Source organism: Paenibacillus sp. LS1 (genome assembly GCF_026013365.1).
Classification (GTDB): domain Bacteria; phylum Bacillota; class Bacilli; order Paenibacillales; family Paenibacillaceae; genus Paenibacillus.
This window is the reverse complement of the sequence record NZ_JAPDOE010000002.1, coordinates 1,117,816-1,139,715: the sequence shown is the minus strand read 5'-3', so window position 1 is coordinate 1,139,715 and position 21,900 is coordinate 1,117,816. Positions and strand designations below refer to the sequence as shown.

Sequence of the window (21,900 nt, the reverse complement as noted above, 5' to 3'; positions counted from 1 at the left end):
TTAAATACATGCGTAGAAGTACAATATGTTGGCTAACTGGCATTGCGATTGTTATTGTAGCAACTTTCATTGTATATAATAATTTGACCCCGAGCGTTACAGAGCAGGATGTTAGCTTAAAGGGCACGATTCGGCAGACCGCTTCGGAGAAATACGAGGTGCAATTATCTATTACACGCAGAAAAGAAGATAAGAGTCAGCATACTGTATATCCCGTTGTGCCTGGCTGGGGTTCAATATCGTTTAGTGATAAAAAGGACAACCGATTTATTCAACCTGTTTCCGTCGGCAGTACGGGTGCAATGGAAGGAATTCTTCGTCAAGCGTTACAGAGGCAGTCAGCCACGGCAATGACTGAATTTTCAGGGTTCTCCATACCTGATGCAGCGGGCACGTACAAGATGCGTTTTACCATTCATCCTTTGGATGAGAAAGCAGAACTTATTCAGCATCCCATGATCTATTATGTTCATAAAGAAAATGTTCTGGGCAAGGACCTGAGTTGGGTCTCGGGAACTCCGCTTGAAATCATTAAGGAGTATGCAGAGTGAATAATGTATATGAATCAAATGAAATCACCGTACGTTTTTTGGAAATTGAAAATGAACACCATCTGGTGAAGTGGCTGACTGACCCGAAAGTCCTTCAATACTATGAAGGCCGTGATCGGCCGCATGATCTGGAACGGGTAAGAGAACATTTTTACAATCAGGATGATAATGCTACTCGTTGTATCGTGGAGTATGGAGGAAGTCCGATTGGATACATTCAGTTCTATGAGCTTGAGGAAGAGGAACGAACGGAGTATGGTTATGGAGACACGGATGAAATCATCTATGGAACGGACCAGTTTATTGGAGAGGTAGATTACTGGAATAAAGGTATAGGTACACAGTTGGTGCAATCCATGCTTAATTTTCTGATTAATGAAAAACAAGCCCGTAAAGTGGTTATGGACCCTCAATCCTGGAACTTGCGAGCGATATCCTGTTATGAGAAATGTGGTTTCCAAAAGATTAAACTGTTAGAGAAACATGAGCAGCATGAAGGACAGATGCAAGACTGTTGGCTTATGGAATATACACTGTAGTTGCTGTTTAAAGTTATTTTCAATCATACAAACAAGGAGGAATAATGGATGGATGAAAGATTTCCGATAGGACCATTTGTACACACGGGCGAGGTTACGCCTGCACAGAGAGAGCAGTGGATTCGGGATATTGCTGAGTTGCCTGAACGCGCGCGCGAAGCGGTAAAGGGACTGAGTGAAGAGCAATTAAGTCTGCCGTACCGAGAAGGCGGATGGATGCTCAAACAGGTGATTCACCACATGGCAGACAGCCATATGAACAGTATGATTCGTTTCAAGCTGGCACTGACAGAGGATACACCTACGATTCGGCCTTATTATGAAGAGCGCTGGGCTGAATTGAGTGATTCAAGAGACCTGGATATCGAATTCTCGCTGCAAATTCTGGATGCGCTCCATCGTCGCTGGGTGTTTCTGTTAAACGCGTTGACTGATGCAGATTATGCCAAACAATTCTATCATCCCTCATCGAAAGAAACGACGAGACTGGATTACAATCTGGGTATGTATGCTTGGCATGGCAAACACCATGTTGCCCACATCACATCGCTTAGAGGAAAACTGGGAATTTAAAGAACCAATAGACCTCTTATGAAAGGAGTGCATCATGACGAATATACATATACGGCTCTTAAATGAGAATGATCCATTTGTAATCTCGCAGGCTTTTCAAGCGCAGGGATGGCATAAATCTGCCGAGCAGTATTTCCATTACCTAGCTGAACAGCAAAATGGGAAACGTGTGACCCTAGTTGCGGAGTTCAATGGAGAATTTGCCGGTTATGTTAATGTATTATGGGTATCACATTATCCGGCGTTCAAGGAGCAGGGGATTCCTGAAATCAACGATTTCAATGTGCTGATGAAGTACCAGCGCCAAGGGATTGGTTCACGGTTGATGGACCGAGCAGAGGAAGTTATTCTGGAACGAACGGATGTAGCAGGCATTGGTGTAGGTGTGTTTTCCGATTATGGCAAAGCGCAAGTTCTATATGCCCATCGCGGGTACATACCAGACGGTCACGGTGTACACAAACTTGATCATTACATTCAGCCGGGTGAAGAAACGATTATGGACGACGATGTTGTACTTTATCTTACGAAGAAGTTAAGAGCCACGCAATAAGTGTAATGTGTTCTTAGTTACCAAAGAAAGATGATAAAAAAGCTATCCTGCATGTTATACTCTATTGGAATTTGAGGAATGATAAGTAGGATGTTGAGAGATTAGATGATTAGAGGAGTGAAGGATGCATGTTTAGCAAAGTCGGCCAGATTATGTTGTATGTCAACAATCAGGATGAATCATTGGCATTTTGGACGGAAATTGCGGGGTTCCATATTGTGGATGAAGTAAACCTTGACGAGGGTATGAGATGGATTGAGATTGCGCCTACCCCAAATTCGCAGACGAGCATTATTCTTCATGACAAGGCATTTGTGGAGCGGATGTCGGCGGGTGTAAATCTGGGCACACCTTCGTTAATGTTCTTCACCGAAAATTTGGATCAATTATATGCCGACTTGTCTAGTAAACATGTAACGGTTGGAGAGATTGTCGAGATGCCAACGGGGCGTGTCTTCAACTTTGCCGATAACGAAGGAAATTACTTTGCTGTACTGGAACGGGCGAAGTAAATTACAACTTAAAACAGCACTATTGCAAGCGATCGACATTCCATGTCGGTCGTTTTTTGTTGGGAAAAAGCTTATGTTTTCGAATATAAAACACAAGAAAAATAGAGAACTACTGGGTAAAAATGTTATAATAGAGTGTGGATAATTTAATGAAAATAACAAGAATTTGATAGCGGAAAATGAGGAGTGGAACGGGAATTTAAGGAGGAATGTGGTTGTGGAAAAGACGATTAAAAGTGTACAGGATCTGTATGATATGCTCGATGCCGACTTCAGATCTGCCAAGCAGTTTTGGGAGCCTTTCTATGAGGATCGGAACAGACCAATACCCTTTTTCCCAAACAAACCGGATGAAAACCTGGTAGCGCATGTGAACACAGGTGTGCTGAGCGGCGGCAAGGCACTGGAACTGGGTTGTGGCCCAGGTAGAAATGCATTGTATTTAACTCGCCAAGGGTATCAGGTAGATGCTTATGATCTTTCGGAGACAGCTATTGCCTGGGCTAAGGAGAGGGCGGCAGAAGAGCAACTGGATGTGCATTTTGAATGCCAATCTGTGTTCGAATTGGCACCAGAGCAAGAATATGATCTTGTCTACGACTCGGGTTGTCTGCATCATCTGTTACCACATCAGCGCATTCCTTACATAGAAATGATCCACAATGCACTCCGTCCAGGAGGATATTTTGGAATGACTTGTTTTGCTCCGGGTTTTGGCGATATTGGTGGGCCGGAGACCGTTATGAATGATTGGCAGGTGTATCAAGAGAAGTCGATGCGAGGTGGTCTTGCATTCACGGAGGAGAAGCTTCGCTACATGCTGGAAGATGGCTTCGAAAGTGTCGAGTTCCGTGCGATGAAGGCGATGGAGCAGCATGAACCGTGTTTTGGTGTACCTTTTCTGTGGGCCACGTTGTGGAGAAAGAAAAACTCCTAAGAGTAGTGGAATAACATGCATTGGAAATAGAGGAGGTGTGGTATCTTAATGGGAACAGGAACAGGAACAGGAAAAAGACACTTTATCATTACAGGCACATCCAAAGGGATCGGTTTACAACTTGCAGAGTTATTATTGGCTAAGGGGGATTACGTTTACGGTATTTCACGCGCGGGTTCGGATCTGTTGGAATCAGGCGAGGAATGGAGCGGGCGTTACCACCATGTTCAGTATGATCTTGCCGACCTGACTGGGATTGATGATTTGATTACACGTGTATTGAGCCAAATTCCGTCTCAGGAAGCCGATTTCATTGGACTCATTAATAACGCAGCGATGCTAGAGCCTCTAAAACCTGTCGATCAGTGCAGTGCGGCAGAGATAAGTCAAAGTCTTAACATCAGTCTCGCAGCGCCAATGATATTGAGTTCATCTTTTATTCAACAAACGAATCACCTGTCCGCCAGGCGTAAAATTGTCAATCTCTCATCGGGTTCGGGGAGTTATCCTGCGCCTTCAATGGCAGTGTACTGTACATCCAAGGCAGGCATGAACATGTTTACCCAATGCGTATCTTTGGAACAAACGGGCAAACAGAACCCTGTTGAGATTATTGCTTTTGATCCGGGGATGGTTGATACGGAATTACAGGCTGTTGCACGAGGCAAAAGTGCAGAGGAATTTGCCCTTGCTGGTGTGTTCAATCAAGTATATGAAGCGGGACAATTAAGGTCGCCACGAGACGTAGCGATGCAGTTGATCGAGCATATGGACGCACACAGTGATGCAAGCCATGTTATGCACACCATTGAGAGATAACATGATATATGTATTTCGGATCTTTTTCTTTACGAAGTATGCATACTTTTTGATATAAGCCCAACTTCCCTGTACACTGGAATCAGCGATCGGAAGTACGATTTGTAACGGTAAAGATGATCCTGCAACAACGGAGTCTAATTACCTTTTTCAACCTTAGAAGATCAGAAACGTGGTGAAGTCTCTTGTTTAAAATTATGCTCATTGAAGATGACGAATCGTTATTCAGTGAAATCAAGGAACGCTTAACCCAGTGGTCGTATGACGTGTATGGTGTGCAGGACTTTGGCAAGGTATTGCAGGAGTACAGCGTGATTCAGCCGCAACTGGTCATTATTGATATTCAGTTGCCCCAATATGACGGGTTTCACTGGTGCCGGATTATTCGTTCGCACTCCAATGTGCCGATTATCTTTTTGTCCTCACGGGATCATCCTGCGGATATGGTCATGTCCATGCATTTGGGTGCAGATGATTTTATCCAGAAGCCTTTTCATTTCGATGTATTGATTGCCAAGATCCAAGCGACTTTGCGGAGGGTGTACAACTATAATACAGAGCATATTGAACTCCGAACCTGGCGCGGTGCGGCTATTGAATATGTGAAAAATACGTTGACCTGTGGGGATGAATCCATCCTGTTAACCAAAAATGAGATGTTCATCCTTAAAGTGCTGGTCGAGCACAAAAATCAGATTGTTACCCGTGAGGATCTCATCCGGAGCTTGTGGGATCATGAGCATTTCGTGAGTGACAATACACTCACGGTAAACGTTAACCGGTTACGGAAGAAACTTGAACCCCTTGGACTGGACGGTTACATTGAAACCAAAGTAGGTCAGGGCTACATGGCAACGGAAGAGGCGGAAGCATGATCGGCAAATACATACGGGAAAAGGCTAGCTGGTTATGGCTGTTGGTAAGCATGCAGCTCATTATCTTATTGGTGGCCTACCTGGACTCGTCCATTCCATTTCAATCTGTGATGTATATCGTAGGATTGAATGTAATGGTATGCCTTGTTTTTATCTGGGCGAGATACCTGAAAGAAACCCGCTTTTATAAAAAGTTGAACACTTGGGATCATACCTATGATCTTGGAGAGCTTGAGATCGCCGAGAGTCCCTATGAACTCATCGTACACGAGGCTATTACCTCCCAGTCGGAGCGGTATCGTAAGGAGTCGTCACATCATTTTATCGCTTTGGAACAGGAGAAGGATGAGATGTTGTCCTGGATTCATGAGGTGAAGACCCCACTGACTGCGTTGCAACTGATGATCGAGCGCTTGCCAGATGATAAGCTACAGAATCAAATGACATATGAATGGTTACGAATTCATCAGTTGCTGGATCAGCAGCTTCATCAGAAGCGTATTCCGTTCATTCATAATGATCTGTTCATCGAAGAGACCGAACTTGAACCGGTATTGAATAGCGAGATACGAGCACTGAAATCGTGGTGCATTTCCAAAGGCATTGGCTTCGATGTCTCCCTCACGGCTACTCACGTGCTGACAGACAGCAAATGGTTAGGCTTCATCCTCCGGCAGTTGTTGAGCAATGCGGTGAAGTATAGTGATTCATCGGATATTCTCATTGAAAGTCGGGAACAGGATGGACACATCATACTCATGATTCAGGATCACGGGCGGGGGATTGAGGCTCAAGATTTGCCGCGTATATTTGATAAAGGATTTACGTCTACCCGAGGCAGAATGAATGGGTCAGCTACTGGGATGGGACTATATTTGGTTCGTCAGGTGGTCCAGACGCTTTATATGAACATTCATGTAAAATCTTCTCTTGGCGAGGGCACAATCGTCACACTTACTTTTCCGCGAAAAAACGACATGGTGCATCTTGCAGGCATGTGACAACAATGTCACATGCTTTTTGGTTTTGTTCGGTGAATCGCACGATAACACTGCACATCCCGCCTATGATATAGACATGAGCATTTTGCAGAAGATCTAAGAGGAGCGAGTGGGATATGTGGATACTGGAAGCCAAAAAAATTCATAAAGTCTATGGTAATAAACTGAATAAACAGGAAGTGCTGAAGGGGATCGACCTCGGGGTAAGCAAGGGAGAGTTTGTCGGTATTATGGGGCCTTCGGGTTCGGGTAAAACGACGCTGCTTAATGTACTTTCCTCCATTGATCGGGTGAGTCAGGGCACGATTGATATTGAGGGCAAGGAATTCACCGGAATGAAGGAGAAACAGCTGGCTGAGTTCCGCAAACATCATCTGGGCTTTATTTTTCAGGAATATAATCTGCTGGATACGTTGACGGTGAAGGAAAATGTATTATTACCGCTCTCGATCACGAACATTCCAAAGCAGGAGGCACACCGGAAGTTTGAACAGATTGCCGGTGAACTGGGAATCTACGAATTAAAAGACAAATATCCATCTGAAATTTCGGGTGGTCAGAAGCAGCGGACTTCGGCAGCACGAGCATTTGTCCACGAGCCGAGTATCATTTTTGCGGATGAGCCGACAGGAGCGCTGGATTCCAAGTCGGCTTCGGATCTGCTCAGCAAGTTAAGTGATATGAACAATGCACGAAAGGCGACTATTATTATGGTTACCCATGATCCGGTTGCCGCAAGTTATTGCAGCAGAGTAATCTTCATTCGTGATGGTCAGATCTATACCCAACTGAATAAAGGAGACGAGTCCCGGCAATCGTTCTTCAACGATATTATCAAAACCCAGGGCGTGTTGGGTGGTGTACAGCAATGAGCTTGAGTTATATTATCTTCCGCAATCTCAGGAAGAATCTGAAGAATTATTATCTCTATGTATTTGCGCTTGTGTTCAGCGTGGCCTTATATTTTTCCTTTGTGACGTTGCAGTATGATTCTTCCATGGATGAGGTAGCTGCTTCAACGAAAGGTGCGGCCGCCATAGGCACATCTTCGGTACTTTTAATCGTCATTGTCGGCATCTTTTTGCTCTATGCCAATACGATCTTTATCAAGCGGCGCAGCAAAGAAATTGGGTTGTTTCAATTGATCGGACTGACGAAAGGCAGAATTTTTGGCATTTTGAGTGCGGAGAACAGTATTCTCTATTTTGGCTCTATGGCTGTCGGTGTGTTAATTGGGTTTCTTGCGTCCAAGCTGGTATTGATGATCTTGTTCAAAATTCTCGGTGTCGATGCGATTACGAAACTGTACTTCTCACCAATGGCCTTGCTGCAAACGGTCATCGTCTTTACGGTCATATACCTGCTCATCATGCTGATGAACTATACCTTTATCAATGGGCAGAGTATCCTCTCGCTCTTTCGGGTATCAGCCACTTCGGAACAGCAGGTGCAGAAGATGTCTGTCGGACAGATGATTACAGGCGTCTTGGGTATTGCCCTGATTTTGTATGGATACTTCTTATCTGCACGGCTGTTCAGCGGCGAGGCAATGGATATGCAGAAGTTGATGTATACGATGCTTCTGATTCTGTTCTCGGTCATATTGGGGACATACCTGTTCTATAAGGGATCGGTAAGTTTTATTTTTAATCTGATTCGCAAAAGTAAAAACGGATACCTTACCATTCATGAGGTGTTGTCTTTATCTTCAATCATGTTCCGCATGAAATCCAACGCATTGCTGCTTACAATTATTACAACCGTGTCGGCGCTTGCTATAGGCATGCTGTCGCTCAGTTACATTTCGTATTATTCAGCAGACGTGCAGGCCAAGGAAAGCTTGCCGGAGGATTTTTCTTTTGCTCAGGTGGATATGAAAAATCGCTTTGTTGCGGAGTTGGAACACAAACAGATTCCATATGAAGAGAAGCATAGACAGCCCATTTATATTGAAATTGATGCTCATAAAGTGATGGATGAGTCCATGACGGAACAGTACCTGTTTAGTAGTGTGTTGAGTGACAACATGGTGGATAACATTGATTTGAAGCCAGGTGAAGTGGTTTTCATGGGATATGGAAATGCGATTCAGCAGTTGATTTCGATTCAGGAGAAAGGTCCAATCGTCTTGCATGGATTGAAGCGAACGCTGGCACAACAACTGATCGGAACAACCAAACGTGGAGTCCTTCCCGCGTATTATACTGGGGGCACGCCTGTAGCGGTGGTAGATGAGACGGTATATCAGCAGCTGAAGCAGGACATCGATCCCGAGCTGCAGAAAGCCGAGTGGGCTGACTACTATGGTGTACGTATTAAGAACGAGGGGCAGGCTGAAGATGCATACGCCGTATATAAGGAGCAGCAGTTGGAAGCGCCAAGTTTCTCCCAGATTGAATTCAGAAATAACCAACGTAACACGATGGGCCTAATTATGTTCATTGTTGGATTCCTTGGGTTGACGTTCTTGATCACATCGGGATGTATCCTGTACTTTAAACAAATGAATGAGAGTGAAGAGGAGAAGGGCAATTATACCATTCTTCGTAAACTTGGATTCACGCAAAGCAATCTGTTGAGAGGAATTCAGATCAAGCAGTTGTTTAACTTCGGTATTCCGCTTGTGGTGGGATTGAGTCATAGTTACTTTGCCGTGAAGTCAGGTTGGTTCTTCTTTGGTACGGAGCTGGCGACACCTACGGTCATTGTCATGATAGTCTATACATTGCTATATTCAATTTTTGGCCTGTTGTCTGTGTGGTACTATAAACGGGTAATTAAGGAAGCTTTGTAGAATTGGGATCAGGAGATGCTGATATAGCAAAATAGGTTGAGTAAAGGGCAGCTGTAATGATTACAGACTGCTCTTTTTCTTGCTTTCTATCCCTGCTCAGAACCGGTGTTGTATTTAAGGATTGCTTTTTCAATATCGTCTCCAGTCCAGCCTTCTTCATGGGGAACGATAATCTGTTGTGTGAACGTCAGCTCGGAACGCTCTCCATGAGAAGTGACTTCAACGGTAATCGTATCAACAGTTTCGCTAAATTGTGGCATCTCAAATGTAAGCACCAATCGGCTGGGTGGATCAATCTCCAAGTATTCTCCAATAGCTCTATAATCCTTCCCCTCACGATGGTCTACGATTTCCCAAGTACCGCCGACTTTGGGTTCATTCTGTACAACTTTATACAGATAAGTATAATGCAATTAGTTACTTTTGTTTAACGGGTTATCTGGAAAATGAATATAGCTTCGTAAAAAAAAGGATGATTTCGGAATTAAGTCGAAATGATTAATAGAGTCCATGAATCTGATTCATGTATAACAGTGTAACGAGGGGAGTGGAACAGAAGATGTCTCAGTTAAACATCAATCAAAGTACTTCAGAAGATTCGGCATATGTTCGCCAGCGATTAGTCGCATACAATGCGACCCATGTGAGTGAGGAATTAAGAAATCGGTATGAAGAATTTAATTTTAATATCAAAAATGAGACTGGCGAGATTGTTGCAGGAGTGCTCAGTACACTTTGCTGGAATTGGGTAGAACTTGATATCCTTTGGGTGGACTCCGATCAGCGGCATCGGGGATACGGTTCCCAGTTGTTGCTTGAGGTGGAGCGTATTGCGCGCGAGAAATCCTGTAATTTTATTATGTTAAATACATTCTCATACCAAGCACCGGAATTTTACAAGAAGCACGGATACCAATTGATCACAACCATCGAGAATGCTCCAACAGGGCATTGCCATTATTACTTCAAGAAGGACCTTAATTAAGATAGAATATAGAATACCAAATAAGAAAGAACGTCAGGAGGACATATTATGGTTACGATCAAAGCCATTGAACTACAGGACCTGCCAGGTTTAAGCAAACTGTATGATGAGTTGATGGGTATGCCTACCAATGAGCAGCAGATGAAAAAGATGTTTCATTACATACAGCAGAATGGTCATTATCACGTGCTTGGGGCATTTTACAATGGCAAACTGGTCGGATCGGTTATGGGGATAGAGTGTATGGATCTGGTGGGTCCATGCAAACCGTTCATGGTTGTGGAGAATGTGATTGTGTCGGATCAGGTACGCAGACAGGGGATTGGGCAGAAATTAATGCTCCAGATTGAGCGGATTGCGAAAGATCTTGGTTGTGGTTACATGATTCTGGTGTCTGGCGATCAGCGCAAGGAAGCGCATATATTTTATGAGAAGCTGGGTTTCAAGGATGAGAAGGTTCAGGGTTACCGGAAGCATTTCTAATTAAACGATCAGTTAAAAAGTTCTTACACAAGTGGAAGGATTACTTAATGAGTATGGCGAATAAGGCATAGTCTTAACAAAAGAGATGAATAAGAGGGAGGCACTCTCATGTTCAAAAAATGGGCTAATGTCTTCATGATTCTGAGCCTGGTATTCGCCGTATGTTCCCCAACTTCCTATGCTGCTGCCAAAACGGTGAAGGTCACCGTGACGCTGGTGAGCGCAGAGCTTGTGGAGAATAATTCTGTCGGCAATGAATGGGCTATCGGAGCAAGTGTGAACGGCAAAGATTTGGAAGAGGGCTCGTCGGTTACATTAAACCTGAAATCCACAGGTACATTGAAACTGGAAGCCATCGCCGAAGAACAGGACAAGATTCCGGATTACGGAAGCAAAAGCACAAACGTCAAACTATCTTCGTTCTCCAAGTCAACCAACAAGACACTTTCCGTAGTGGTCACCGAGAACAGAGGAAGATATTCTGGTAACACAGCAACTTGGGCGTTCAAGTTTAAGATTAGCAAGAAGTGAATAGGAACCAACCAACCGTGAGAAAAGGGAGCCGAGCTCTCTTTTTTTATGCATAGATAATTGGTGATCTAAAAGGAAGAGAACGTTTCGAGCATCGCGGATCTTTGTTAAACTAATGAAAGCAACAGATCAAAATCTAAGATGAATTTTCAAAAAAATACATAGGAGGTTAACACAATCATGCGTATCGTAGATAACATTAAAGTCTGGGGGGAGCCGCTGGAGAACGCCGTAAGTCAGGCGGTGACTTGCTCGCAATATGGAGATGTATTGGGTGTGGCTCTGATGGCCGACCATCACAAAGGTTACTCGCAACCCATCGGTGGTGTTGTCGCTTATCGGAATATGCTCAGTCCGTCAGGTGTCGGATATGATATTGCCTGTGGCAACAAGGCTGTGCGCACGAATCTGATGTGGGACGATATTCGGGATCAGATTGCAACGATCATGGATGACATCAATTCGACTATATCTTTCGGCGTGGGCCGCAACAATCCAACACCCGTAGATCATGAATTGTTCGACGATGCGAGCTGGAAGCTGTTTGATACCATAGAGCCGGGATTACAGCATAAGCTGAAGACTCTGGCACGCAACCAACTTGGAACCGTAGGCAGTGGAAATCATTTCGTAGATATTTTTGTAGAAGAGACGACGGGCAAGGTATGGATCGCGAATCATTTTGGCAGTCGCGGATTCGGTCACAAAGTGGCGAGTGGATTCCTTAATCTTGCTGCAGGGCGTGAGTTTAGTGGCAAAGCTCCCGGTGAGTCGATGGATCAGCCGCCTACATTGTTTGACCTGAATAGTGAAATGGGTGATATGTATTGGGACGCAATGACTTTGGCGGGCCGCTATGCCTATGCAGGACGTGATTATGTCATTGAACAGGTGCTCGGAATTCTCGGGGCAAGTGCTGAATACGCCGTACATAACCATCACAACTTTGCCTGGAAAGAACAACACATGGGTGAAGAGGTGGTCGTAGTCCGCAAAGGTGCAACGCCACTGGCACCCGGGCAACTCGGTTTTGTCGGAGGTAGTATGGGCGATATCTCCGTAATTGTGGAGGGCATCCACAGCGAGGAGAATACCGAATCATTCCGCAGCACCGTACATGGGGCAGGGCGTACGATGAGCCGAACCCAGGCGGCTGGAAAAATGAATTACAAGCTTCGCACACGCATGGGCGGTGAGATTAGCGAAGCACAGATGCATGAGGCGATTCGCGCCTATGGCGTGGAGCTGCGGGGAGCGGGCACGGACGAAAGTCCGTTTGTGTACAAGAAATTGCAAGACGTACTGAACGCACATGCGAATACGCTGAAAATCAACCATATGCTGCGTCCCGTTGGTGTCGCCATGGCCGGAGGCAATGAATTCGATCCTTATAAGGATTAGTCATATATGTTCAACTTGAACATTTACACGATAACGGAGAGGGCAGAAATGACTTGAAGAAGTGGAGCGTTCGCCTAAAAGCTTTCTAAAAGAAAGCTACATCGGAAGCATACGCTATCACCGGATTTCCCCTTTCAAAAAAAGGAATAAAAAAATCTGGGGATAACAGCGATCGGAAAGTTATTCTGCCATCGGAGTGCCAGTGTAATTATTCATTAGTTGAACTATATATAGAGAGAGGGTGAACTTCATGAGAAATTGTGCGATATATAGCTCTCAGTTTGACCTGGATCAGCTGTTTGAAGTGGTTCAATCCATTTATCCAGAGGATGCCATTGAGCGGCAGGAGGACAAGACCCACATTCAAGTGACTCAGAAGAAATGGTTCAGTAAGAAAACAAAAGGCTTCAATATTATGACGAGCCAGACACATCCTGAGGAATTTACGACAATGATTCAGGGGATGCTTGGATTTTTGAGTCAGATTGAGGGGCGTAATGCTTCGCTCCAGGAAAAGGTACTGATCAAATGTTCCACACTTAACATGGTGGTTGGTATTGAGACGGAAGAGGATATCTCGGAAGAATTCTATGGCGAGTTATTGCGTTTGGCTGATGCGCTGGATGCCGTCATTTTCTGGGGAAGGGGATCTCTGCTGAATGCACAAGGCCAGCTATTGCTGGATGTGAATGGAGAATCCGAAGTGGAAGATTACACGGTAACAGCGCACACTAGTTTCCTTGACGGTAGCAGACCTCAGTCGGAGTCTGCGATTCAACGTAAAGCGAGGTCAGAGCAACTGTTGATTGAGCAAGGAGTTCCGTATAATGCGAACTTGCCCGCAAGAGCCGGAGACGAGCACACGACGATTCGAAGTGAAGTGGAAGTCGCTCGACGTGCTGTTGCTTTGTGTCTTGCTGCGCTTAAGGGAGAGTGTCTGGGAGCTGGTGAAAGTGCGGAAGATACAGCAGCGTTGGTTCAGGAAGTGATCGACAAGTATGAGGCGACATCTTTCTTTTCTCCCGTAGAGAAGGCATTTATCGATCAGCACGGAGCAGAGCAGCAGGAGATCATCTCCTTCTCTTGGGGATATGAAGCCTACCACGTGATGTTGTGGGCGCTTGGTTATGTGAAGGAACTGGGTGCACCAACGGAGTTGTGTAACGTAGGGAAGGATGTCGGTTATTTGCAGCAGAAGGATAGCTTTACCGACTTTCTCTCGGATGCATCTCTGCGTAGCAAGAGTGAGATTTTGGATGAAGCAGATCTGATCTACCGTTACAACTGGCTGTGCGTAGATAGTCGGGTAATTGACAAAACACCTCCCGCTGGTCTGAATGGCGGAGTGGCTTATGAGCGTCACCGTGCATTGAACTGGCTGATCTGTTACCTGGATCGGGACTGGGATGATGTGCGTACGGATACGTAGAACGGTATAACAATGCAAATACCCCTGTAGCCGCACGAATACGGTTAAAGGGGTATTTGGTGTGCTTTTACCCGCTATGCCTGCCGAACTGTTCGCGAATAATGACGTCAGCAAGAATCAGCTTTTTCTCGACGTTACTTTCTGGATTCGCAATGCGCCATAACATCTGATCTACTGCACGCGCACCGAGCAATTCCTTGTTCACATTAACTGTGGCCAGCACGGGAATGTTGTCGTAGACATTATCAAATCCGGTGACAACACACTGATCGGGTACACGAATGCCCATACTTTCTAGGGCCTCGATCGTGTAGAGTGCATAGAAATCATTCGCACATACAAAAACTTCAGGCAGATTATCCTTGTTCATCACCGAAGTGAAGGTTTGGCGGAATTCCTCTAATGCCTGATTGCTCAGCTCGGGAATCTGATGGATTTCCATCCCGTGACCCATGAGCACAGAAGTATAGGCAATCCAACGTTCGTAGAAGCTGTGAGCATCACTGGTGTTTCCAACGAATTGGAAGGTTTTGAACCCCTTGCGGAGCAAATAGAGCATGATCTCGCGCATGGACGCAAAGTTATCGGTAAATATGCTGTCGCTGTGGAAAACAGGGTCCAGATGATCGACCATCACGACCGGTATGCCGAGCCGTTTGATTTCAAGCAGAATCGGCGTTGAGATGGAGCCAACGGTAATGATTCCCCGAATGGCATCCGGATTTAACAAGGTGAACAACTGGTCTGCTGATGGTTCCGTTAAGGTAAGGATATTAATGCCTTTCTGGTTCAGCTTGGACGAGATCCCGTTAAATACGGGCCCCCAGTATACGGATTCTTGATTTTGATACCGGACATTGGGAAATAAAATCAAGATCGTACCGCTTGAACGGGTGTTCTTCGGGTCCTGAGATTCATTGCTGTTATACAGTTCACCAGACAACATGCTGTTATCTTTGAAATATCCAAGTTTGCCAGCGGCCTTGAGAATGACATCCCTCGTCTGATCGCTAACGCCCGATTTTCCAGACAAAGCCCGTGATACCGCAAATTTCGACAAACCCGTAAAATGTGCAATTTCCTGAATTGTTACCTTCGTCTTCATCATACCATCCTTACATTCGTAGTTCTGCCGTATTCCTTATTTGGAGCGATATCCAACTGATTCTAGTATAGCATGATGTATTTCTCTTAATCTAATAACGGACAGAGAATTCAAAATGTTAGTGGTGCACAGTATTTTACGATAGACAATGAACGTGAAGGTAAGCACATTTTCAGATAGAATGACGAATTTTGTCTTCGGAATTATTATTTTGTTATTTTTATAAAATAACAAAATAATAAAATTTATTGAAGTTTTCAGTAAGCATGTACTTAGTAAACGCACTAGTGAATAAGCTGTATTACAGGAAAATTAGAGCCTAATCAGCATTTTATCAGAATAAATAGAAAATGTTAACAACAAAAATGTTGACGCTTACATTTTGCTGTGTTAAATTTTGTTTGTCAAAAACAAACGAGAAAATAACAAATGGTGGTGGTTGTTCATTTTCGATTGGTTGATGAGTGGGGTTAACGATGTAGAGATTGGTATACACATTCGGGGAGGTTGTTAAAATCATGATGAGAAGATGGAATGTTCTACCTCTGATGTTATTGGCAGTGATGCTTTTTGTATCCGCTTGCAGTGGTGGGGGGACAGCGCCGACGGGGACTGACGCAGAGGGAACAACGAACTCAGGCAACAGCACCGAAGTCGCTGAAACAGAAAAAGAGGACGTAGCAGAAGAAGTTGTGGCGAATGTGCCTGATCTGGGTGGACGTGTCATCAAGGTTGCGGCTTGGTGGGATCTGAAACCGGCAGGAGAGACGGCCTCGGATAAGGCCAGACTCGATAAAATTCTAGAGGTAGAGAAGAAATACAACGTAAAATTGGAGTTCGTCAACGTACCTTTCGAAGAATACATGAATAAATTCACCACGTCTGCGCTGGCCGGCGAACCCTTCGCTGACATCGTTCAGATGGAATACAAATCCGCACTACCCGCTATCCTCAAAGGGCAACTGTTGCCCATCTCCGAATTCACTACACCTGAGAACAACATCAACCAAGAGGCTAACCTGATTACTAAATTTCCTGCCATTGCAGGCAACGAATACGCCTTCGAATCGCCAACCAGCATCGGTCTGGGACTTCACTATAATCGTGACTTATTCAAAAAACTGTCGTTACCTGATCCGCAAGAGCTGTATAACCAAGGCGAATGGGATTGGGATAAATTCATGGAACTCGCCAAACAGGCAACCAAAGATACGAATAATGATGGCAAAACAGATGTATACGGATTTTCTGGCTGGGCCCTTGATGTCGTTCGTCATTTTACCGCAGCCAATGGTGGCACGATTGTAGATGATGCCAATAGCAAAGAAGGATTGTCTGATCCGAAAACGATTGAAGCTGCGGAATTCGTCAAACGCCTGTATAACGTGGAAAATGTCGTGAAGGTCAAAACCGGCGACAAAACCAACTGGGAGGAAAGCAATACGTTCAAGGATGGAGACGTAGCTCTGTTTACCGCCGCCGAATGGCAGTTGGGCGATCTCACCTTTGCAGTCGGTGTTGTACCGATCCCGAACGGTCCACAGGGTAGCAAAGAGGTAACGTATGCAAACAACGCGGCATCGGCGAAGTTCATTCCGAAAGGTGTGGAGGATCCAAAGATCGTCTACCAAATCTATGAAGAGACCTTCGACATTCCGCAGATTGAAGAGTATCCAGGTCAGGATTATCTGGAGAGCCGCTATACCGACGAGAAGGATATCGCCATCATTCGCGAGCACATCGCCGGAACGGGCCGCATCTTGCTGGATGATGCCTACACGGGATACCCATTCGGGGATTATGTGAACGATATCATCAAAAACAATGCTTCCGTGACAGCAACAGCCGAGAAATACAAAGCACAGGCACAAGCGGCCATTGATAAACTCGGCAAACAATAAGAACTTATCACCAGCAAACGATTCAGGCAGGGGGCTCGTGTCGGCAATGTTGCACGGAGCCCCATTTTCCTGAACCACCAAATCGGTATTGCTGGCATCAGCCTTGATGAGGAGGACTCGTAGGATGGCTGGAATTCTACAACGCAAGACATGGATATTGTCCACAGTAATCATCGTGGCGGCAGCCTGCATCATTCTATATGTAACTTCCGGCGCTGATGTGAAGAGTGCAGACATTCCACCTGGCAGTCTGCCTGCCATTGAAGTGGATGCGATCTTGCAGCAGACCCGGCAGAAGAAGGGATACGAACAGTATCGGTCTGTAACGGGCCAGGCTTCGCAGCCGAGTGTGGACATCACCATTGAAGCAGGAGATTACATAAGAGCCGAAGGTGAAGACGTCCGCAAACTGACTCATTATGAGGGAATGGATGGTGTATCTCTCTATACCGGAGAGACCGGACAAGTCGATTGGACCATTAACGTGCCGGAGACTGGGTTGTATAACCTGTCCGCAATCTATTTTCCCGTTGAAGGCAAGAGTTCGGCCATTGAGCGTGCATTGTACATTGACGGTGAACTTCCATTTGCGGAAGCCGCCTATTTGCAGTTTGATCGGGTATGGGCGAATGAGAAAGATGTCGTTGAACAGGATAACCAAGGCAATGACCTCCGCCCGAGACAAATGGAGCAACCTCGCTGGATGGAAGAAACGTTTCAGGACTCAGACGGGTACGAACAGGCTCCATTCAAGTTTTATTTGGGAAAAGGGGAACACACGCTAACGCTAAAATCATCGCGTGAACCCATGGTCATTCGATCCATTCGCCTTTTCAATGAGAAGACAGCGGTCCCTTATGCGGAGACTGCAGGGGCACAACATTCTGATTCCTCCGGGCAACCGAAGGATATACTTATTCGCATTGAAGGAGAAGCCGCTATTGCCAAATCTTCACCTACGTTATACCCGACGAGCGAAAGGTCAAGTTCTGCTGTATCTCCTTATAGCGCTTCCCAGGTACGCATTAATACGATTGGCGGCTTTAACTGGCGTCTGCCAGGGCAATGGATCGAATGGGAAGTGGATGTGCCGGAGAGCGGACTTTATCATATTGGTTTTACCGCACAGCAGAATTTCGTCAAAGGCATCTATTCTACACGCAAACTGACCATCGATGGTGAAGTTCCGTTTGCAGAGATGGCCAAAGCACCTTTCCGTTATCAAAGTGACTATCGTATTGATGTCATGGGTGGCAAGGAAGCATACAAGTTTCAATTGGACAAAGGAAAACATGTGCTACGGCTGGAGAACAGCCTCGGTGACTTTGCACCCCTTATCCGCAATGTGGAGGACAGTCTGTACAACTTGAACTCCATGTACCGACGCATTCTGATGATTACAGGTACCAAGCCTGATGAATTCCGGGATTACCGGGTGGAGAAGCAGATTCCGAACCTGCTGGAAGTATTCAGCGGAGAAAGTAAACGCCTCAAGGACGTGGCTGCACAGCTTCGTCTCCTGTCGGGACAGTCCAGCGATCAGGAAGCGCTGATTAAGACGATGGCGCTGCAACTGGACGAGATGATTGACAAGCCGGATACCATTCCAAGACGGCTTGCGGCTTATAAAACCAATACAGGCGGTCTCGGTACATGGGTGCAGCAGGCACGAGAGCAGCCCCTTGAAATCGATGCATTATATGTCACTTCGGTCGATCACGATATTCCTGGAACAGGCATGGGGCCACTTGCCAAGCTCGGTCATGAAGCGAAGATATTCTATCATTCGTTCTTCATTGATTATAACCAGCTCGGCAATGTAGCGACATCGGAAGATCAGCGGACGGTAACCGTCTGGATTGGTAGCGGACGTGACCAGGCGAATACGATGAAGGCGATGATTGACAAGACCTTCACACCAGACAGTGGCATCCATGTCAATCTGAAGCTGGTGAATATGGGAACCTTGCTGCCAGCGACTTTGTCCGGTGAAGGACCGGATGTAGCGATGCAGATCGGCAATGATCTGCCGGTGAACTTTGCGATGCGGAACTCGGCTGTAGATCTGACGCGATTCAGTGATTATAGCACCGTGGAACAGGAGTTCAGGGAAAGCGCTATCGTGCCGTATGCCTATGATTCTGGCGTATATGCTCTGCCGGAAACACAAACCTTTAATATGCTGTTTTATCGTAAAGACGTGCTTGAAGAACTGGGGCTTGAAGTGCCTCAGAACTGGGAAGATGTTGAAGCTCTGCTCGCGATTCTGAGCAAGAATTATATGGAATTCGGTATGCCGATTGTGACCCAGGCCAATATGCAGGGAGTTAATATTCCGCCGAACTCACAGTATGCCACGATGCTGCTTCAGAACGGAGGCGCCTTCTATCGGAACGATGACAAGGAATCGGATCTGGATTCCCGGATCGGGATCGAGACGTTCAAGCAGTGGACGGAGTTCTATACCGATTACAAGCTGGAGCGGGAATATGATTTTGCCAACCGTTTCCGGACAGGACAGATGCCTATTGGACTAACGGATTACACCATGTACAACCAGTTGTCCGTATTTGCACCGGAGATTCGGGGACTATGGGGATTCGTTCCTGTCCCGGGAACCGTTCAGGCGGATGGAACCTTGAATCGGGATGTACCGGGTGGAGGAAGTGCGGTCATGATGCTGGAGAGTGCCAAGGATCAGGACGCGGCATGGGAGTTCATGAAGTGGTGGACCAGTACGCCAGTTCAGGCGGAATTCGGACGGGAGATGGAAGGGCTGATGGGTGCGGCTGCCCGTTATCCAACGGCCAACATCGAGGCACTGGATTCCTTGCCGTGGCCTGCGGAGGATTACGCCAATCTCAAAGCGCAATTCGAAACGGTAAAGGGTATTCCTGAAGTACCCGGTGGTTATTTTACAGGTCGCCATCTATTCAATGCATTTTACAAAACCGTTGTTGGCCAAGTGGAAGCCAGGGAATCCATCATGGATTATACCCAATATATTCAGGACGAGATTCGAGTCAAGCGTAATGAATTTGGTCTTCCGTAAGCAGAGGGAGGGTTAATCGTGCCACAAATATCACTCCGAGACGGACAAAACAGTCCTCCTGAGAAAGCGTCAAGGATGGGCATGAAATCGTGGTGGAGCTGGAAGCTCCAGGAAATGAAGGCCAGCAAACATTCCTATGTCCTGCTTGCACCTTATATGCTCCTGTTCATCATGTTTACCGTGATTCCGGTTGTCATCTCGATCATTCTCAGCTTCACCTACTTTAACATGCTGGAATTTCCGCGTTTTATTGGCTGGCAGAACTATACTCGTCTGTTTCTGGAGGATGATGTATTCCTGATCGCGATCAAGAATACGTTGCTGTTCGCCATTATTACCGGACCAATCAGTTATATCGCCTGTTTCGTCTTCGCATGGATCATTAATGAGTTAACGCCGAAATGGAGAGCGTTCATGACGCTGATCTTCTACGCGCCCTCCATCTCGGGCAATGTGTATTTTATCTGGCTAATGATCTTCTCGGGAGATCGTTATGGTATTGCCAATGGGTTGTTGATCAAATGGGGTTTTCTGCTGGAGCCGATCCAATGGCTGAAGACAGAAGCTTACATTATGCCGATCCTCATTCTCGTGCAGCTGTGGCTGAGTCTCGGAACCGGATTTCTGGCGTTTATCGCTGGTTTGCAGACGGTGGACCGGACGTTGTACGAAGCAGGAGCAGTGGATGGGATCAAGAATCGCTGGCAAGAGCTATGGTATATTACCTTGCCTTCGATGCGTCCACAGCTCATGTTCGGCGCAGTCATTCAGCTCACAACCTCGTTTGCCGTGGCCGATGTGTCGATCGCACTAGCCGGGTTCCCGAGCGTGAACTATGCGGCAGAGACGGTGGTCACCCATTTGATCGACTTCGGTACAACACGGTTTGAGATGGGCTACGCATCGGCGATTGCCACCGTGCTGTTCATGATTATGGTGGGCACTAACTTGCTGGTACAGAAACTGCTTCGAAGGGTGGGAGAATAGCTATGGCTGCAATTGCGACAGGCAAAAAGCGGGTGAATCGCTCACTATCGGGAAGCCTCTCCCTGTTTGCCCTTCTGCTCGTATTTGGTGCCTTCATGGTGCTGCCGCTGATCTATGCGATCAACAATGCATTCAAACCATTGGATGAGATTTTCACCTTTCCACCAACGCTGTTTGTCAAAAATCCCACGTTCAGCAACTTTACAGATCTGCTGAATCTGCTGAGTGACTCGTGGGTGCCGTTCTCACGTTATATATTCAACACGGTATTTATTACAGGTATCGGAATTGTAGGCCATGTGCTTCTGGCTTCCGCAGCGGCCTACCCGCTTGCCAAACACAAGTTTCCGGGCAAAGTATTCATGTTCCAAGTGGTCGTACTGTCACTGATGTTCACACCTGCAGTGACGGCAATTCCGAACTATATGATCATGTCATGGCTCGGATGGATCGACACGTACTGGGCTGTTATCATTCCGGCATTTGCGTATTCACTCGGGTTATATCTGATGAAACAGTTCATGGAGCAGATCCCGGATGCGCTGCTGGAAGCGGCCAAGATTGATGGTGCCAGTGAATACCGGATCTTCTGGTCCATCGTCATGCCCAATGTGAAGCCAGCCTGGCTTACATTGATCATTCTGTTGTTCCAGATGTTATGGGGCAGTGATGGCAATGGATACATCTACAGCGAGCAGCTCAAGACCCTGCATTATGCAGCAGGGCAGATTATTCAGGGCGGAATATCCCGGGCAGGAGCGGGTGCTGCGGTAGCACTGATTTTGATGAGTGTGCCGATCACGCTATTTATTTTCTCTCAGAGCCGAATCATTGAGACGATGGCGAGTTCGGGCATGAAGGATTAAGGGGGA

The 21,900-nt window shown here is 46.1% G+C and carries 22 protein-coding genes; 20 read left to right on the top strand and 2 right to left on the bottom strand.

The window, feature by feature from the left end; genetic code table 11:
• Positions 1–8 precede the first annotated feature (8 nt).
• From OM416_RS14430 to OM416_RS14380, 11 genes are all read left to right on the top strand, one after another.
• The gene (locus OM416_RS14430; protein ID WP_076330198.1) at positions 9–551 is read left to right on the top strand and encodes a hypothetical protein; all 543 of its coding nucleotides are present in this window, start codon (positions 9–11) and stop codon (positions 549–551) included.
• Positions 548–1,090 carry a GNAT family N-acetyltransferase gene (locus tag OM416_RS14425; RefSeq protein ID WP_264930290.1) on the top strand — a complete coding sequence of 181 codons (543 nt, stop codon included), beginning with the start codon at positions 548–550 and terminating at the stop codon, positions 1,088–1,090. Before OM416_RS14430 ends, OM416_RS14425 begins: the two co-directional genes overlap by 4 nt.
• 48 nt (positions 1,091–1,138) lie before the next feature.
• Positions 1,139–1,663: a YfiT family bacillithiol transferase gene (locus OM416_RS14420; protein ID WP_264930287.1), complete on the top strand. Its 525-nt coding sequence runs from the start codon at positions 1,139–1,141 to the stop codon at positions 1,661–1,663.
• Between the two features lie 34 nt (positions 1,664–1,697).
• A complete protein-coding gene (locus tag OM416_RS14415) occupies positions 1,698–2,216 on the top strand; it encodes a GNAT family N-acetyltransferase (protein ID WP_145146658.1) in 519 nt (172 codons plus the stop codon).
• A gap of 128 nt (positions 2,217–2,344) precedes the next feature.
• The gene (locus tag OM416_RS14410) at positions 2,345–2,728 is read left to right on the top strand and encodes a VOC family protein (protein ID WP_264930284.1); all 384 of its coding nucleotides are present in this window, start codon (positions 2,345–2,347) and stop codon (positions 2,726–2,728) included.
• A gap of 256 nt (positions 2,729–2,984) precedes the next feature.
• Positions 2,985–3,665 (top strand): class I SAM-dependent methyltransferase, encoded by a 681-nt coding sequence (locus OM416_RS14405; protein ID WP_264930754.1) that lies wholly within the window; start codon positions 2,985–2,987, stop codon positions 3,663–3,665.
• A gap of 48 nt (positions 3,666–3,713) precedes the next feature.
• Positions 3,714–4,484 (top strand): SDR family NAD(P)-dependent oxidoreductase, encoded by a 771-nt coding sequence (locus OM416_RS14400; protein WP_264930282.1) that lies wholly within the window; start codon positions 3,714–3,716, stop codon positions 4,482–4,484.
• A gap of 185 nt (positions 4,485–4,669) precedes the next feature.
• The gene (locus OM416_RS14395) at positions 4,670–5,359 is read left to right on the top strand and encodes a response regulator transcription factor (RefSeq protein WP_264930280.1); all 690 of its coding nucleotides are present in this window, start codon (positions 4,670–4,672) and stop codon (positions 5,357–5,359) included.
• A complete protein-coding gene (locus OM416_RS14390) occupies positions 5,356–6,360 on the top strand; it encodes a sensor histidine kinase (RefSeq protein ID WP_264930278.1) in 1,005 nt (334 codons plus the stop codon). The genes OM416_RS14395 and OM416_RS14390 overlap by 4 nt, the downstream gene beginning before the upstream one ends.
• Before the next feature lie 116 nt (positions 6,361–6,476).
• Positions 6,477–7,232: an ABC transporter ATP-binding protein gene (locus OM416_RS14385; RefSeq protein ID WP_264930275.1), complete on the top strand. Its 756-nt coding sequence runs from the start codon at positions 6,477–6,479 to the stop codon at positions 7,230–7,232.
• A complete protein-coding gene (locus tag OM416_RS14380; RefSeq protein WP_264930273.1) occupies positions 7,229–9,154 on the top strand; it encodes an FtsX-like permease family protein in 1,926 nt (641 codons plus the stop codon). Before OM416_RS14385 ends, OM416_RS14380 begins: the two co-directional genes overlap by 4 nt.
• Positions 9,155–9,240: 86 nt before the next feature.
• On the opposite strand, the gene OM416_RS14375 is transcribed toward OM416_RS14380, so the two are convergent.
• Entirely contained in the window at positions 9,241–9,567 is a 327-nt protein-coding gene (locus OM416_RS14375; protein WP_264930271.1) for an SRPBCC family protein, read from the bottom strand.
• A 146-nt stretch (positions 9,568–9,713) separates the two neighbouring features.
• Between OM416_RS14375 and OM416_RS14370 the strand changes: the two genes are divergently transcribed.
• The 5 genes from OM416_RS14370 (at position 9,714) to OM416_RS14350 (ending at position 13,983) form a co-directional block, all read left to right on the top strand.
• Positions 9,714–10,139 carry a GNAT family N-acetyltransferase gene (locus OM416_RS14370; RefSeq protein WP_264930269.1) on the top strand — a complete coding sequence of 142 codons (426 nt, stop codon included), beginning with the start codon at positions 9,714–9,716 and terminating at the stop codon, positions 10,137–10,139.
• Between the two features lie 48 nt (positions 10,140–10,187).
• Entirely contained in the window at positions 10,188–10,622 is a 435-nt protein-coding gene (locus tag OM416_RS14365; protein WP_169478917.1) for a GNAT family N-acetyltransferase, read from the top strand.
• Positions 10,623–10,730: 108 nt separating this feature from the next.
• Positions 10,731–11,153, top strand: a complete 423-nt coding sequence (locus tag OM416_RS14360; protein ID WP_264930265.1) for a hypothetical protein — start codon at positions 10,731–10,733, stop codon at positions 11,151–11,153.
• 180 nt (positions 11,154–11,333) lie between these two features.
• Complete coding sequence (locus OM416_RS14355) at positions 11,334–12,554, top strand: RtcB family protein (RefSeq protein ID WP_264930263.1); 1,221 nt, start codon at positions 11,334–11,336, stop codon at positions 12,552–12,554.
• 250 nt (positions 12,555–12,804) lie between these two features.
• A complete protein-coding gene (locus OM416_RS14350; RefSeq protein ID WP_264930261.1) occupies positions 12,805–13,983 on the top strand; it encodes a DUF4272 domain-containing protein in 1,179 nt (392 codons plus the stop codon).
• Positions 13,984–14,050: 67 nt separating this feature from the next.
• On the opposite strand, the gene OM416_RS14345 is transcribed toward OM416_RS14350, so the two are convergent.
• On the bottom strand, positions 14,051–15,088 hold the full coding sequence (locus OM416_RS14345; protein ID WP_264930752.1) for a LacI family DNA-binding transcriptional regulator: 1,038 nt from the start codon (positions 15,086–15,088) through the stop codon (positions 14,051–14,053).
• A gap of 518 nt (positions 15,089–15,606) precedes the next feature.
• On the opposite strand from OM416_RS14345, the gene OM416_RS14340 reads away from it, so the two are divergent.
• The 4 genes from OM416_RS14340 to OM416_RS14325 all read left to right on the top strand — a co-directional run bounded on the left by OM416_RS14340 (position 15,607) and on the right by OM416_RS14325 (position 21,894).
• Positions 15,607–16,989, top strand: coding sequence for an ABC transporter substrate-binding protein (locus tag OM416_RS14340; RefSeq protein ID WP_413775786.1), 1,383 nt, complete (start codon positions 15,607–15,609; stop codon positions 16,987–16,989).
• A 124-nt stretch (positions 16,990–17,113) separates the two neighbouring features.
• Positions 17,114–20,041, top strand: a complete 2,928-nt coding sequence (locus OM416_RS14335) for an extracellular solute-binding protein (protein ID WP_264930259.1) — start codon at positions 17,114–17,116, stop codon at positions 20,039–20,041.
• A 75-nt stretch (positions 20,042–20,116) separates the two neighbouring features.
• On the top strand, positions 20,117–21,028 hold the full coding sequence (locus OM416_RS14330) for a carbohydrate ABC transporter permease (RefSeq protein WP_062833376.1): 912 nt from the start codon (positions 20,117–20,119) through the stop codon (positions 21,026–21,028).
• 2 nt (positions 21,029–21,030) lie between these two features.
• Entirely contained in the window at positions 21,031–21,894 is an 864-nt protein-coding gene (locus OM416_RS14325) for a carbohydrate ABC transporter permease (RefSeq protein ID WP_017689719.1), read from the top strand.
• The last annotated feature ends 6 nt before the right edge of the window (positions 21,895–21,900 follow it).

Bases quoted from the DNA above. Each gene is read 5' to 3' on its own strand.
- OM416_RS14410 (WP_264930284.1), top strand. From the start codon at position 2,345: ATGTTTAGCAAAGTCGGCCAGATTATGTTGTATGTCAACAATCAGGAT.
- OM416_RS14355 (WP_264930263.1), top strand. From the start codon at position 11,334: ATGCGTATCGTAGATAACATTAAAGTCTGGGGGGAGCCGCTGGAGAAC.
- OM416_RS14365 (WP_169478917.1), top strand. From the start codon at position 10,188: ATGGTTACGATCAAAGCCATTGAACTACAGGACCTGCCAGGTTTAAGC.
- OM416_RS14360 (WP_264930265.1), top strand. From the start codon at position 10,731: ATGTTCAAAAAATGGGCTAATGTCTTCATGATTCTGAGCCTGGTATTC.
- OM416_RS14405 (WP_264930754.1), top strand. From the start codon at position 2,985: ATGCTCGATGCCGACTTCAGATCTGCCAAGCAGTTTTGGGAGCCTTTC.
- OM416_RS14400 (WP_264930282.1), top strand. From the start codon at position 3,714: ATGGGAACAGGAACAGGAACAGGAAAAAGACACTTTATCATTACAGGC.
- OM416_RS14415 (WP_145146658.1), top strand. From the start codon at position 1,698: ATGACGAATATACATATACGGCTCTTAAATGAGAATGATCCATTTGTA.
- OM416_RS14390 (WP_264930278.1), top strand. From the start codon at position 5,356: ATGATCGGCAAATACATACGGGAAAAGGCTAGCTGGTTATGGCTGTTG.
- OM416_RS14335 (WP_264930259.1), top strand. From the start codon at position 17,114: ATGGCTGGAATTCTACAACGCAAGACATGGATATTGTCCACAGTAATC.
- OM416_RS14380 (WP_264930273.1), top strand. From the start codon at position 7,229: ATGAGCTTGAGTTATATTATCTTCCGCAATCTCAGGAAGAATCTGAAG.
- OM416_RS14420 (WP_264930287.1), top strand. From the start codon at position 1,139: ATGGATGAAAGATTTCCGATAGGACCATTTGTACACACGGGCGAGGTT.
- OM416_RS14330 (WP_062833376.1), top strand. From the start codon at position 20,117: ATGGGCATGAAATCGTGGTGGAGCTGGAAGCTCCAGGAAATGAAGGCC.
- OM416_RS14350 (WP_264930261.1), top strand. From the start codon at position 12,805: ATGAGAAATTGTGCGATATATAGCTCTCAGTTTGACCTGGATCAGCTG.
- OM416_RS14385 (WP_264930275.1), top strand. From the start codon at position 6,477: ATGTGGATACTGGAAGCCAAAAAAATTCATAAAGTCTATGGTAATAAA.
- OM416_RS14340 (WP_413775786.1), top strand. From the start codon at position 15,607: ATGATGAGAAGATGGAATGTTCTACCTCTGATGTTATTGGCAGTGATG.
- OM416_RS14325 (WP_017689719.1), top strand. From the start codon at position 21,031: ATGGCTGCAATTGCGACAGGCAAAAAGCGGGTGAATCGCTCACTATCG.
- OM416_RS14345 (WP_264930752.1), bottom strand. From the start codon at position 15,088: ATGAAGACGAAGGTAACAATTCAGGAAATTGCACATTTTACGGGTTTG.
- OM416_RS14430 (WP_076330198.1), top strand. From the start codon at position 9: ATGCGTAGAAGTACAATATGTTGGCTAACTGGCATTGCGATTGTTATT.
- OM416_RS14370 (WP_264930269.1), top strand. From the start codon at position 9,714: ATGTCTCAGTTAAACATCAATCAAAGTACTTCAGAAGATTCGGCATAT.